Origin of the sequence: Eleftheria terrae (assembly GCF_030419005.1) — a bacterium.
Taxonomy (GTDB): Bacteria; Pseudomonadota; Gammaproteobacteria; order Burkholderiales; family Burkholderiaceae_C; genus Caldimonas; species Caldimonas terrae.
On the sequence record NZ_CP106952.1, the window covers coordinates 118283 to 131491 of the forward strand.

The window sequence follows — 13209 nt, forward strand, 5'->3', positions numbered from 1 at the left end:
TGCGGCATGGCCGCTTCATCGCTCGGCTCCATCGGGTCCATCGGCGGCGAAGACGCGGCTGGCCAGGATGTCGGCGGCTGCCAGGGTGCTCAGCTCCTCGCCGGTGTAGGCCCGGTCGCGGTCGGCGAACAGCCGCCCGGCCTGGCGCAGGCGGGCGCGGTCCAGCGCATTGCGCACGCTGCGCGCATTGGCGAAATGCGGCTGCTGCAGGCGCCGGGCCAGGTACTCGGCAAAGGCGGCACGGGCACCGCTGCCGAAGCGGTAGTGCTGCTGCTCCAACAGCCGCTCGGCGATCAACAGCAGCTCGTCGGCCGCGTAGTCGGGGAAGCCCAGGTGGTGCGCAATGCGTGAGGACATGCCAGGATTGCTGCGGAAGAAGGTGTCCATGCGGTCCTGGTAGCCGGCCAGGATCACCACCAGGTCGTCGCGCTGGTTCTCCATCACCTGCAGCAGGATCTCGATCGCCTCCTGGCCATAGTCGCGCTCGTTCTCGGGCCGGTAGAGGTAGTAGGCTTCGTCGATGAAGAGCACGCCGCCCATCGCCTTCTTCAGCACCTCGCGCGTCTTGGGCGCGGTGTGGCCGATGTACTGGCCCACCAGGTCGTCGCGCGTCACCGCCACCAGGTGGCCTTTGCGCACGTAGCCCAGGCGATGCAGGATCTCGGCCATGCGCAGCGCCACGGTCGTCTTGCCGGTGCCGGGGTTGCCGGTGAAGCTCATGTGCAGCACCGGGGAAGCGGCGGCCAGGCCTTGGGCCCGGCGCAGCCGGTCGACCACCAGCAGTGCGGCCATCTCGCGGATGCGCCGCTTGACGGGCGCCAGGCCGATGAGGTCGCGGTCCAGCTCGTCGAGCACCGCCTCGACCCGGGTCTGCGCCAGCACCTCGGCCACGGTGCGCGGGCAGGCCGCGGCATCCGCTGCGTCCTGTGCCGCGCCGGGTGGCTCGAGGGGCGCTGGCGGGCTGCTGCCGGGGATGGCATAGAGCGGCCGGCTCATCAGGCTGCCTCCGGCAAGGCGGCCGCCGCGGCCAGTTCACGGCGCATCGCGGCAATGACGGCCCGGTAGTCCGGCTGGCCGAAGATGGCACTGCCGCACACGAAGGTGTCGGCACCCGCCTCGGCGGCGCGGCGGATGTTGTCGACCTTGATGCCGCCGTCCACCTGCAGCCGGATGTCCCGGCCGCTGCGGTCGATCAGGCGGCGCACCGCCTCGATCTTGTGCAACACCGGCTCGATGAAGGCCTGGCCGCCAAAGCCCGGGTTGACGCTCATCACCAGCACCAGGTCGAGCTGGTCGAGCACCCATTCCAGCCGCTCCAGCCCGGACGCCGGATTGAGCGCGAGCCCGGCGCGGCAGCCGCAGGCCCGGATCAGCTGCAGGCTGCGGTGCACATGCCCGGAGGCCTCGGGATGGAAGCTGATCAGGTCGGCCCCGGCCTCGGCGAAGGCGGCCGCGAGCGTATCCACCGGCTGCACCATCAGGTGCACATCGAGCGGCACCCGGCTGCCGTCGGCCCGCCGGCAGAACGGGCGCACCGCGCGGGCCACCGCGGGGCCCACCGTCAGGTTGGGCACATAGTGGTTGTCCATCACGTCGAAGTGAATCCAGTCCGCACCGGCCGCCACCACTTGCTGCACCTCCTCCCCCAGGCGGGCGAAATCGGCCGCCAGCAGGCTGGGCGCAATGCAAAAACCGCGCGGCCCGCTCATCGGCCCGGCTCCCCATAGCGCTCGCCTTCGGGGGCGGCCGCGGAATAGGCACGGATGCGGTAGCCGATGTGACGGCCCGGCCCTTCCTGCCGCTCCAGCGCGAAGCCGGGCTCGCCCGGCGGGCGCTGCACGATGAAGCTCATCGCGACGCTCTCGACGCCGCGCGAGGCGTCGAAGGCCAGCAGCCGGATGTAGTGGCGCGGAAAAGCCTGCCGGCAGGCCTTCAGCTCCAGCAACAGGCCGGCGCCGTCGCGCAGGTCGAACATCGGCGCGCCATACATCTCCCAGTAGGTGTTGCGGGGATGCGGATCGTCGGTGTACTCGACGCTCCAGGCATAGCCCCGCCTGAGGCCGTAGTCGACCTGCAGGGCGATGTCCTCGTCGCTGAGGTCGGGCAGGAAGCTGAACTGGCCCTGTGTCAGGCGGCCGGTGGGATTGCTCATCATGGCAGGCTCTCCTTCAGGCAAGGGCGGGGGTGGTGACGAAGTCGGAGGTGTCGGTGCTGGCGTAGTTGAAGCTGACCTCGCCCCAGGTGTCGAGCGCCAGCTTCAGCGGCGTGCACGACTGCGCGGCGCGGCGCAGCAGCTCGGGGCCCTCGACGGCGAGGTCGCGCCCTTCGTTGCGCGCTTTCACCATGGCCTCCAGCGCGACCCGGTTGGCAACGGCACCGGCCTGGATGCCTTGCGGGTGGCCGATGGTGCCGCCACCGAACTGCAACACCACGTCGTCGCCGAACAGCTCGAGCAGCTGGTGCATCTGGCCGGCGTGGATGCCACCGGAGGCCACCGGCATCACCTTCTTCAGGTCGGCCCAGTCCTGCTCGAAGAACAGGCCACGCGGCAGGTCGCGCCGGGTGTAGCTGTCGCGGCAGATGTGGTAGTAGCCCTGCACGGTGAGCGGGTCGCCTTCGAGCTTGCCGACCGCGGTGCCGGCATGCAGGTGGTCGCAGCCGGCCAGGCGCAGCCACTTGGCCATCACCCGGAAGCTGACACCGTGGCTCTTCTGCCGGGTATAGGTGCCGTGGCCGGCGCGGTGCATGTGCAGGATCATGTCGTTGCGGCGGGCCCAGTGAGCCATGGACTGGATGGCGGTCCAGCCGATCACCAGGTCCACCATCACGATGACCGAGCCGAGCTGCTTGGCGAAGTCGGCGCGCTCGTACATCTCCTCCATCGTCCCGGCGGTCACGTTCAGGTAGCTGCCCTTGACTTCGCCGGTGGCGGCACTGGCCTTGTTGACGGCGTCCATCACATACAGGAAGCGATCGCGCCAGTGCATGAAGGGCTGGGAGTTGATGTTCTCGTCGTCCTTCATGAAGTCCAGCCCGCCCTTGAGGCCCTCGTAGACCACCCGTCCATAGTTGCGGCCCGACAGGCCCAGCTTGGGCTTGGTGGTCGCGCCCAGCAGCGGCCGGCCGAACTTGTCCAGCCGCTCGCGCTCCACCACCAGCCCGGTGGGCGGGCCCTTGAAGGTCTTGACATAGGCCACCGGGATGCGGATGTCCTCGAGCCGGATGGCCTTCAGCGGCTTGAAGCTGAAGACATTGCCGATCAGGCTGGCCGTCATGTTGGCAATGGAGCCTTCCTCGAACAGGATCAGGTCGTAGGCCACCCAGGCGAAGTACTGACCGGGACAGCCCGGCACCGGCTCCACCTGGTAGGCCTTGGCGCGATAGCTGTCGCAGGCGGTGAGGCGGTCGGTCCAGACCACCGTCCAGGTCGCGGTGCTCGATTCACCGGCCACCGCAGCAGCGGCTTCCACCGGGTCCACGCCGTCCTGCGGCGTGATGCGGAACAGGCAGACGACGTCGGTGTCCTTGGGCAGGTAGTCGGGCATCCAGTAGCCCATCTGCCGGTACTTCAACACGCCGGCGCTGTAGCGCTTCTTCGCGTCGGTGATGACGCCGTCTTCCACAGGCTTGTTCACGGGCAGCTCCTTGCAACCGGTTCGGGGGTAAGTCGATGGAGGCACTGTAGGCAGCCGCGTCGCTCAGGTACATTCAGGATTCATTAGCCTCCGGTTCAGCAGGCCTGAATGAAAAGCGTCACCTTCCGCCAGCTGCGGGTGTTTGTCGAAGTGGCTCGCCATCTCAGCTTCGTGCGGGCCGCCGAGGCGCTGCACCTCACCCCACCGGCCGTGACCATGCAAGTCAAGGATCTGGAATCCGCGGTTGGTTTGCAGTTGTTTCACCGCGAGGGGCGCAGCGTCTCGCTGAGCACCACCGGCGAGTACTTCCTGGTCTATGCCAAGCGCCTGCTCGGCACCTTGAAGGAGGCCGAGGACGCGATGGCCCGCTTCAAGCGAGTGGAGGCCGGGCGCTTGAACATCGGCCTGGTGAGCACGGCGAAGTACTTCGTGCCGCAGCTGCTGGCGCGCTTCAGCGAACAGCACCCGGGCATCGAGCTGCGCCTGAACGTCTCGCCCAACCGGGAGCAGCTGGTGGCGCAGATGGGCCACAGCGAGGTCGACCTGGCGATCATGGGCCGGCCACCGAAGGACCTGTCGACGCGCGGCGAGCCGTTTGCGGCGCACCCACTGGTGTTTGTCGGTCCACCCGACCATCCGCTGATTCGCCGCGGCCGGGCGCCGCTGTCGGCCCTGGAGCGTGAGGCGCTGATCGTGCGCGAGGCCGGCTCAGGCACGCGCAGCGCGATGGAGGACCTGTTTCGCGAACACCGCTTCCAGCCGCGCAGCCGCATGGAGATCTCGAGCAACGAGACCATCAAGCAGGCGGTGATGGCCGGCATGGGCGTGAGTTTCCTGTCGCTGCACACCATCGGCCTGGAGCTGCGCAGCGGCTTGATGGCGGTGCTGCCTGTCGAGGGCACGCCGGTGATGCGCACCTGGAACCTGGTGCAGCCGGCGTCCAAGGTGTTGTCGCCGGCGGCGGAGGCGTTCCGCTATTTCGTGCTGGAGGAAGGCGAGCGCCACCTCATGAAGCACGACCAGGGGCTGCTGGGCTGAGCACCCGGCAGCCGGCCCGGGTGGCGTCAGGCGCCCGAGGTGGCGGCAGCCGCCGCGCGGCGCGCCTTCCAGGCGCCAAACAGCGCAATCAGCCCCGGCACCAGAATCATGGCCCAGATGATCTTGCTGAGGTTGGCTTGAACCCATGGCACATTGCCGAACAGGTAGCCGGCCAGGGTGAGGCCACCCACCCACAACACGCCACCGCCGACATTGAAGGCGGTGAACTTGGCCCGGCTCATCGCCGCGACGCCGGCCACAAACGGCGCGAAGGTACGCAGGAAGGGCATGAAGCGCGCGAGGATGATCGTGATCCCGCCATGCCGCTCGTAGAAGTTGTGCGCCGCGTCGAACGCCTGCTTGTTGAAGAAGCGCGACTGCTCCCAGCGGAACACCCGGGGCCCGAGCCGGCGCCCGATGCTGTAGTTGAGCTGGTCGCCCAGCACGGCGGCCACCATGAGCAGGGCCATTGCCAGCGGCAGGTTCATGAGCCCCGCGCCACACAGCGCACCGACCACGAACAGCAGCGAATCGCCGGGCAGGAAAGGCATCACCACCACGCCGGTCTCGATGAAGATGATGGCGAACAGGAGGGCGTAGACCCAGGTGCCGTAGTTCTGCACGAAGGCGGCCAGGTGCTGGTCGACATGCAGGATGAAGTCGATGAGGAAGGTGACGAGTTCCATGGGGGGCGATTATCGCGGCTCCGTGGCCCGGACGGCCCCCGTATCCGCGGGTCAGGTTAGCGCATGAAACAAGCGGGGCGGGGGTGCAGCCGCGACGCAGTCTGGAGCCGGCCGGCGCGCGTTCTGCGGCCCACCGCGATGTCGGCCACAATCGCCCGCACGTCCACAAGCCGCCTGGTGATTCTGGTGATCGCACTTTCGGTTGTCGCCCATCCCCACCCTGCCAGCCTGAGCCATGCCATGGCCGGCGCCGCGAACTCGGTGCTGGCCGAGCAAGGGTACGAGGTGGCCTTTCACGACCTCTACGCCGAGAACTTCCAGCCGGTGCAGCCCACCGGGGAGCTGGAGAACGTCGCTTCGCAGGACCCCCTGGTCGAGCAGCACTGCGAGGAACTGGCCGGGGCGGATCTGGTGCTCGTCTTCCACCCGAACTGGTGGGGGCAGCCACCAGCCATCCTCAAGGGATGGATCGACCGGGTGTTCCGCCTGAATACCGCCTATGGCTATCCGCCGGGCGTCCCACCGGAGGGCGTCCCCGCCGGCCTGCTCAAGGCCCGGCATGCGCTGGTGTTCAACACGTCCAACACGCCCGCGCAGCGTGAGCAGGAGGTGTTTGGCGACCCGCTGGAGGTGCTGTGGAAGCGCTGCGTGTTCCAGTTGTGCGGGGTCGAGAGTGTCGTGCGGCGGATGTATGGCCCGGTGTCGGGCAGCACGGCGCAGCAACGGCAGGGCTGGATCGATGAGGTGCGGGCGACGGTGCTGGGCGCCGCGTGATGGCGCAAGGCCCGGCCCGGCCAGCCGCAGGCCGGGCACCGATGCGCCTGACATCTCACGGGCCCCTTTGGCTCGGGCAGGCCGACCGCGCGCAGCGAGTGACGGCCACCCCTGAGACGCGCCCCTTGTGCGCCCTGCGCCCTGCGCCCTGCGCCCTGCGCCCTGCGCCTTGCGCCCTGCGCCCTGCGCCCTGCGCCCTGCGCCCTGCGCCCTGCGCCTTGCGCCCTGCGCCCTGCGCCCTGCGCCCTGCGCCCTGCGCCCTGCGCCTTGCGCCTTGCGCCTTGCGCCTTGCGCATCGTGCGCCCCCCGGCCGCTCCCACCGTCCGGGCTTCGGTCGCGGCGGTCGAACGGGCCTTGGTGACGGGCTCGGCGACCGGCGGCAGGATCCCTGGCCAGCGGTCGCTCGTGCACCTTGCCCCTGTTTCATGTCCAGCGCACTGCGCCCCCGGCACGTCGTGAAGCAGGTGGACGATGCCACCCGACGACGCCTCTGCAGCGTCTGCCGGTGTGGCGTCTCATCGATCGACCGGATGGCCGCTCCAGCGGAATCGGAGCACGGCCGAGGCCGTCGCAAGCCGGCTCAGGAAGCAAGGGCCGGCCCGCCGGAGGTGGACCGGCGGACGCCCCGACGCGAGGCGACGGCGATGGCCAGCAAGCCCACGCCCATCAGCGCCACGGTGCCAGGCTCGGGGACGGGCTGCAGCAAGAAGCCGTGGTACCCGTTGTTGAAATAGCCCCGACCGACGATCTCGCCACGGTCATTGATGTCGTGCGCGGCCACCAGGGTCCAGCCCTGCGCCGAACCGTCCACCAGCGCGTTCAGGTCCAGCATTTCACCGTTCTCGAACAGGAAGGCGTGGTAGCCCGTGAGCCAGTTGGGAGGATCCAGCACCGCCGACGTGCCAACCACCAGGCCGCTGGCGTTGATTGCGTGCGCCGCCGAATTCGCGCCTCCCAGCGTCCCCAGGTCGTGCATCGAGGAGCCGTCGTGCAGGAAGGCATGCTCGACATAGGTTGAGACGAAGGAACTGCCGACGACCTGTCCACCTGCATTGATTCCGTTGGCTGTGCTGTCCAGCCCCAGGGTGCCGAGGTCGTGCATCGATCCGTTCTCATACCTGAAGGCGTGGGTGGGCCCGCCGGCGGCAATGGACGAGGAGCCGGCGATCTGGCCTGCTTCGTTGATGGATGTGGCGATGCTCTGCACCCCCTCGATGCCGGGCGCACCGGCCAGCGTTCCAAGCAGGGTGGTGCCGTTTTCGTCATGGAGAAAGGCGGTTCGATGTCCGCCCTCCTCCGGGCTCAGGCCGCCCACGATCTGCGATTTCTCGTTGATGTCGCTGGCGACTCCCCATGCGCCCCCGAAGTCGCGCAGCTGGGCTCCGTCATACCAGAACGGACGGGTATCGGCGAGATGCGACGCCGCTGTGACGCCGACCACATGGCCGTCGCTGTTGATGCGGGCCGCCGCACTCAACCCGTCCATCCGCCCGAGGGTGCGAAGCGAGCCAGCGTCGCGAACGAAGGCCTGGCCGCCCCTGTCCCTGTCCTGCGGCGTTTGCTCGATGTAGCCGGCCACCTTGCCATCCGGGCTGACGCCGTTCGCCGAACTGAACTGCGCCTGCGAGTTGTCGATGTTCACCAGCCGGTAGCGCGGTGCCGCCGAAGCGGAAGCGGCCGCCAGCAGCAACGCGAGGCAGGAAACGTGAGCGACCTTCTTGAACCAGCGATCGACCATGGCAAATGCTCCGGGAGGGTGACGAATGACCGGCAGCCGGCGCCGGCTGGAACGATGCTCGCATGACAGGCGTGCGGGCCGCTGACTTGCAACATCCGGCAGCCAAAGTACCTTTGGGCACTGGCGGGCGATATCCCCCAACCCTAGGGGGCTCCGAGGCCTGCCATTTGCTTCGCCCCGGCCACCGTCCAGCCAGGCGCCACAGCGCCCGGGGCAGGCCGGCATATCGCCGCGCAGCCGTCGCGCGAGGGCGAGCAGGTGCGTGACGATGCGCAAGCGGTCGGCGCCACGGCCCATCCGCCCCGGCGGGCCCTCTTGAACCGCAGCCCCGGCCGCCAGCGCGTGCCCCATCCCGCCAGTGGCGATGGGCCCGCAGCCTTCAGTGAATGGCGATGCGCTGCCCGCGCCTGCCACCGGGACTGCCGGCCCCGGCCCGCATGCGGGCCGCTTCGTCCCGCTTCAGAACAAGCGGTAACCCATCGAAAGCATCGGGATAGGCCGAATGGAACCGATTCCATGACAATACCTTCGCCCCGCTGATCGGGCCAAGAGGAGACAACATGGAGTCCTGGTTTGGAAGCCGGCGAGCGCCTGTGCTCGCCGCACAGTTCGGCCTGTGCGCCGTTGTGTTGGCCGGTTGCGGAGGCGGCAGCGACGGGCCGCCGTCACGCGGCACCGCCAGTGCGCAGGCGGCGGCCCCAGCGGTCGCCGCAGGCCGCTACAGCCTGCGGCATGCCGCCATGGGTCAGTGCCTTGGCGTGCCGCCCGGCAGCATGAGTGACGGCACCAAGCTGCGCGCCGCTGCCTGCAGCACCGACAGCGGGCAGCGCTTCGACCTCAGCGAAGTTCAGGCCGGCGTGTACAAGCTCCTGCTCGCCAGCAGCTCGAAGGCGCTGGATGTGGAAAACGCCTCGTCCAGCGACGGTGCACCTCTTCAACAATGGACCGACAACGGCACCAACGCGCAGCGCTTCAAGCTGCAGGCGCTGCGCGACGGTGTGTTTGCCCTCGTCAACCTGGGCAGCGGCAAGTGCGTCGAGGTGGCCGGCACGCAGGTGCGCCAGCAGCCCTGCAGCGGTAGTGACGCTCAGCAGTTCCAGCTGTGGTCGGCCGACGGCGGGCAGGCACCGGCGGCCGGCTACGTGCCGCTGTTTCCGGCCGGCACCGAGGTGATCGAGCAGATCCAGTACACCGAGCCCGACGGCACCCTGGTGACGCTGATGGGCGCGCGCGCCACCGAACGCCATGCACGCGAGCGCGGCGAGCCGTGGGACGCGCCGGACGCCGGGCCGGGCCGCTACCTCACCTTCCCGGCCTTCTATTTCCAGAACCGCACCTTCGGCCTGGAGATCCGGGACGGCGTGCCGGCAGGCCGGCAGCGGGTGGAGTTCCGCCTGCGCGTCAATGACGGCACCTTCGACGGCACCACGTTCAGCCTGTTCCGCAATGTGCTGGACCCCGGCGTGCGCGATTTCGGCTGGTCGCTGAACTACGGCTTCAACAACCCGAAGGAAGGCAACCGGCCCATCTGCCATGCCGGCCAAGCGTCGGAAGACTGCATGATGGTGGTGGATTCGAACTGGCGCACCGACCCGCACAGCAGCTTGAAGGTCGGCGACAAGATCGAACTGGCGCCGGCACCTCGCCTGCGCTATGACGCACAGGGCCGTGCGGTGATCGACGGTGGAGGCTCCCGCTACTACTCGTCGGAGCCGCTGTACGTGGTGGGGGTCGGGCTGCGGCCCTGGTACGGCGTCGCGCCGAACCTCGACTCCGAGCCGCTGCCCGAGGCGGCCCTGCTCGGCGGGCAGACCAGCGTGTCGTACAACTACTCGGACGAGCCGATGCGCATGTTCCAGCAGATGGCGAACAACATCGGCATCGGCAACACCAAGCGCTTCGTGGAAGGCCGCCGGCTGTTCCACACCTCGTTCGCCGATGGGCGGCATTCCGAGCACCCGGATGTCAACCCGGTGTTCAGTGCCCACATCGGGCAGCTCGGCCCCCGCTTCAACCAGAGCAGCTGCATCGCCTGCCACAGCGGCAACGGCCGCACGCGGGCACCGGCGCTGGGCACGCCCCTGGAAGCCACGGTCCTGACCGGTGCAGCCGGGGCTGATGGCGAGCGCCGGCCCGACCCGGTCTACGGCTTCAACATCCAGCAGCGGGCCGGCAGCCCGGGTGCGCCGGACCACAGCGTCACGGTGCAGCGCTTCGAAACCAGCGTGCGCACCCTGCCCGACGGTGAGAAGGTGGAGCTGCAGAAGCCGGTCTATGCCTTCAAGGGGCCGGTCCCGGCGCAGTACTCGGTGCGGCAGGCGCCCCAGGTCATCGGCATGGGCCTGCTCGAAGCGCTGAGCGAGGACAGCATCGTGGCGCTTGCCGACCCGGACGACCGCAACCAGGACGGCGTGCGCGGTGTGCCCAACTTCGTGCTCGACCCCGAAACCGGCCAGACCCGGCTGGGCCGCTTCGGCTGGAAGGCCGCCAAGGCAAGCGTGCGCCACCAGGCCGCCGAGGCGCTGGTGAACGACATGGGCGTGGTCTCGCCGGTGTACCCGTCGCGGCGCTGCCAGCAGGGCGCGCCCGACTGCCGCAGCCGGCCGGAAGGCAGCGGCGTGTCCGAGTCCGAGCTGCAGCGGCTGTCGCAGTACCTGCAACTGATTGGCGTGCCGGCGCAACGCAGCCTGCGCAGCGGCTATCCCGCCGGCATCCGGGTGTCGCCGGAGCATGACGTCAACCCGCAGCGCATCGCGCGTGGGGCCACCGCCTTCGCGCAGGCGCGCTGCACGGCCTGCCACGTGGCGCAGCTCAAGACCGGCAACACCCATCCGTTCGCCGAGCTGCGCAACCAGGTCATCCGGCCCTACGCCGACCTGCTGCTGCACGACATGGGTCCCGGCCTGGCCGACACGCTGGCCGAAGGCCGCGCCCAGCCCTCCATGTGGCGCACCGCGCCGCTGTGGGGCCTGGGCCTGCTGCCCTATGTGCAGGGCGGTGGGCAGCAGGTGCGCTACCTGCACGACGGGCGGGCCCGCAGCTTGATGGAAGCCATCCTGTGGCACGCTGGCGAAGCGGATGCCAGCCGCCGCAGCTTCGAGTCGCTGTCAAAGGAGGACCGGGATGCGGTGATCGCCTTCTTGCAATCGCTGTAGGCTGCCGGCCGGCGCAGCGGCGCGCCGGCCTGTCGCCCCGACGGCCAGGGGCCTGCCACGTCGCAGGCGGTAACGATGGCGCCCGGCAGGGACGCCCCCCGGTCCGCCGAAGGGCCGGGAGCCGGGGCGGCGATCCCCCGTCGCCCGCTTCCCTAGAATCCCCCCATGAGTGCCGTCCCCGCTTCCCCTGCCCGCCGCCCCATCCGTGAACTGCCCGACGAGCTGATCAGCCAGATCGCGGCCGGTGAAGTGGTGGAGCGCCCCGCTTCGGTGGTGCGTGAGCTGATCGACAACGCGCTGGACGCCGGGGCCACCGAAATCACCCTGAAGCTGCTGGCCGGCGGCGTGCGCTCCATCGTGGTGGAAGACAACGGTGCCGGCATTCCGGCCGACGAACTGCCGCTGGCCCTGCGGCGCCATGCCACGAGCAAGATCACCTCGCTGCCGGACCTGGAATCGGTCTCGACCATGGGCTTCCGTGGCGAGGCGCTCGCCGCCATTGCCTCGGTGGCCGAAGTGGCGCTGCTCAGCCGCACTGCCGATGCCCCGCATGCCTTCCGGCTCGACGCCCGCTCGGGCGAGCTGTCGCCGGCGGCACGCGCAGTGGGCACCAGCGTCGAGGTGCGGGAGCTGTTCTTCAGCACGCCGGCCCGCCGCAAGTTCCTGAAGACCGATGCCACCGAGATGGCGCACTGCCTGGAGGCGGTGCGCCGGCATGCACTGGCCCGCCCGGACGTGGCCTTCGCCGTCTGGCACGAAGGCCGGCTGGTCGAGCAATGGCGCAAGGGCAGCGCCGAGCAGCGCGTGAAAGACGTGCTGGGCGAGGACTTCCTGGCGCAAAGCCGGCCGGTGGACGCCCGCATCGGCCCGCTGCATGTCCGCGGCCGGGCCGGTGTGCCGGACGCCGCCCGCGCCCGAGCCGACCAGCAGTACTGCTATGTGAACGGCCGCTATGTGCGCGACAAGCTGCTGGCCCACGGCGCCCGCTCGGCATACGAAGACGTGCTGCACGGCTCGCGCCAGCCGACCTATGTGCTGTTCGTCGACATCGCGCCCGAACGGGTGGACGTCAACGTGCACCCCACCAAGATCGAGGTGCGCTTCCGCGATTCGCGCGAGGTGCACCAGGCCGTGCGCCATGCGGTGGATGACGCGCTGGCCCTGTCGCGCGCCGGCGAGGCCGCGGCCGGCACGGCCGCACCGGCGCTCGGCTGGCCGGCCACCAGCGCACAAGCCGGCCTGGCCGGCATGGCGGACACCGGCACCGGCCCGGCCGGCGCGGGCGCCGGCGCCCGCTTCGGCGGGCTGCGACCCGGCTGGAACCCGCCGCCACAGGTGCAGGGACGCCTGGCACTGCGTGACGCGGCCATCCTGTATGCGCAGGAAGCCGCCCCCGCCTGGCGTCCGGCCGCACCGGCCGGTGCAGTGCCGGCCGGCGCCGCCGACACCGCGGCGGCAGCTGCGGCCACCCCGTCCGCGGGCGATGCCGAAGCCTGGCCGCTGGGCCGTGCCGTGGCGCAGATTGGCGGCATCTACATCCTGGCCGAGAATGCGCAGGGCCTGGTCATCGTCGACATGCACGCGGCCCACGAGCGCATCGTCTACGAGCAGCTCAAGAGCCACCTTGCCGCACAACGCATCGAGTCGCAACCGCTGCTGATCCCCGCCACCTTCGCCGCCACGCCGCAGGAGGTGGCCACCGCCGAAGCCCAGCGTGAGGCACTCGCGACCCTGGGCCTGGAAGTCACGCCGCTCGGGCCGGCCACGCTGGCGGTGCGCTCGCGCCCGGCGGCCCTGCCCTCGGCCGACGTGGTGGAGCTGGCTCGCAGCGTGCTGGCCGAGCTGGCGCAGTACGACGCCAGCGACGTGATCCAGCGCGCCCAGCACGAGCTGCTGGCCACCATGGCCTGCCATGGCGCGGTGCGCGCCAACCGCCGCCTGACGCTGGACGAGATGAACGCGCTGCTGCGCGACATGGAGCGCACCGAGCGGGCCGACCAGTGCAACCACGGCCGGCCCACCTGGCGGCAACTCTCGCTGCGCGAGTTGGACGGCCTCTTCATGCGCGGCCGCTGAACGGCACCGCGCCGCGCCGCGCAGCCGGCCTTGGCGTGACAAGCTGCTCAAGAGCCGCCCCCGCGTGAGGCGCGCCCCCTGTACTCCGGCCGGCGGCGGCCGATCTC

At 69.9% G+C, this 13209-nt stretch carries 10 protein-coding genes; 4 read left to right on the top strand and 6 right to left on the bottom strand.

Annotated features, from left to right (window positions below; all coding sequences use genetic code 11):
- Window positions 1-15: 15 nt before the first annotated feature.
- The 4 genes from cbbX to N7L95_RS24895 are packed head-to-tail and all read right to left on the bottom strand — an operon-like array spanning window position 16 to window position 3635.
- Window positions 16-996, bottom strand: coding sequence for a CbbX protein (gene cbbX, locus N7L95_RS24880; RefSeq protein ID WP_301260312.1), 981 nt, complete (start codon window positions 994-996; stop codon window positions 16-18).
- Entirely contained in the window at window positions 996-1709 is a 714-nt protein-coding gene (rpe, locus tag N7L95_RS24885; protein ID WP_301260313.1) for a ribulose-phosphate 3-epimerase, read from the bottom strand. Before rpe ends, cbbX begins: the two co-directional genes overlap by 1 nt.
- Complete coding sequence (locus tag N7L95_RS24890; RefSeq protein WP_301260314.1) at window positions 1706-2155, bottom strand: ribulose bisphosphate carboxylase small subunit; 450 nt, start codon at window positions 2153-2155, stop codon at window positions 1706-1708. The genes rpe and N7L95_RS24890 overlap by 4 nt, the downstream gene beginning before the upstream one ends.
- A 13-nt stretch (window positions 2156-2168) precedes the next feature.
- Window positions 2169-3635: a form I ribulose bisphosphate carboxylase large subunit gene (locus N7L95_RS24895; RefSeq protein WP_301260315.1), complete on the bottom strand. Its 1467-nt coding sequence runs from the start codon at window positions 3633-3635 to the stop codon at window positions 2169-2171.
- Window positions 3636-3743: 108 nt separating this feature from the next.
- On the opposite strand from N7L95_RS24895, the gene N7L95_RS24900 reads away from it, so the two are divergent.
- Window positions 3744-4673 carry a LysR family transcriptional regulator gene (locus N7L95_RS24900; protein WP_301260316.1) on the top strand — a complete coding sequence of 310 codons (930 nt, stop codon included), beginning with the start codon at window positions 3744-3746 and terminating at the stop codon, window positions 4671-4673.
- 26 nt (window positions 4674-4699) lie between these two features.
- Here N7L95_RS24900 and N7L95_RS24905 read toward each other — a convergent pair whose 3' ends face one another.
- A complete protein-coding gene (locus N7L95_RS24905) occupies window positions 4700-5359 on the bottom strand; it encodes a DedA family protein (RefSeq protein ID WP_301260317.1) in 660 nt (219 codons plus the stop codon).
- Between the two features lie 186 nt (window positions 5360-5545).
- Here N7L95_RS24905 and N7L95_RS24910 point away from each other — a divergent pair, with 186 nt between their 5' ends.
- Window positions 5546-6133, top strand: coding sequence for an NAD(P)H-dependent oxidoreductase (locus N7L95_RS24910; RefSeq protein WP_363324886.1), 588 nt, complete (start codon window positions 5546-5548; stop codon window positions 6131-6133).
- A gap of 580 nt (window positions 6134-6713) precedes the next feature.
- Here the strand turns inward: N7L95_RS24910 and N7L95_RS24915 are convergent.
- Window positions 6714-7871 (bottom strand): PEP-CTERM sorting domain-containing protein, encoded by a 1158-nt coding sequence (locus tag N7L95_RS24915; protein ID WP_301260318.1) that lies wholly within the window; start codon window positions 7869-7871, stop codon window positions 6714-6716.
- A gap of 560 nt (window positions 7872-8431) precedes the next feature.
- Between N7L95_RS24915 and N7L95_RS24920 the strand changes: the two genes are divergently transcribed.
- Entirely contained in the window at window positions 8432-11026 is a 2595-nt protein-coding gene (locus N7L95_RS24920; RefSeq protein WP_301260319.1) for a di-heme oxidoredictase family protein, read from the top strand.
- 165 nt (window positions 11027-11191) lie between these two features.
- Complete coding sequence (mutL, locus tag N7L95_RS24925) at window positions 11192-13102, top strand: DNA mismatch repair endonuclease MutL (protein WP_301260320.1); 1911 nt, start codon at window positions 11192-11194, stop codon at window positions 13100-13102.
- The last annotated feature ends 107 nt before the right edge of the window (window positions 13103-13209 follow it).

Coding starts and splice junctions, on each gene's coding strand:
- cbbX (WP_301260312.1), bottom strand. CDS start 996: ATGAGCCGGCCGCTCTATGCCATCCCCGGCAGCAGCCCGCCAGCGCCC.
- rpe (WP_301260313.1), bottom strand. CDS start 1,709: ATGAGCGGGCCGCGCGGTTTTTGCATTGCGCCCAGCCTGCTGGCGGCC.
- N7L95_RS24890 (WP_301260314.1), bottom strand. CDS start 2,155: ATGATGAGCAATCCCACCGGCCGCCTGACACAGGGCCAGTTCAGCTTC.
- N7L95_RS24900 (WP_301260316.1), top strand. CDS start 3,744: ATGAAAAGCGTCACCTTCCGCCAGCTGCGGGTGTTTGTCGAAGTGGCT.
- N7L95_RS24905 (WP_301260317.1), bottom strand. CDS start 5,359: ATGGAACTCGTCACCTTCCTCATCGACTTCATCCTGCATGTCGACCAG.
- N7L95_RS24915 (WP_301260318.1), bottom strand. CDS start 7,871: ATGGTCGATCGCTGGTTCAAGAAGGTCGCTCACGTTTCCTGCCTCGCG.
- N7L95_RS24920 (WP_301260319.1), top strand. CDS start 8,432: ATGGAGTCCTGGTTTGGAAGCCGGCGAGCGCCTGTGCTCGCCGCACAG.
- mutL (WP_301260320.1), top strand. CDS start 11,192: ATGAGTGCCGTCCCCGCTTCCCCTGCCCGCCGCCCCATCCGTGAACTG.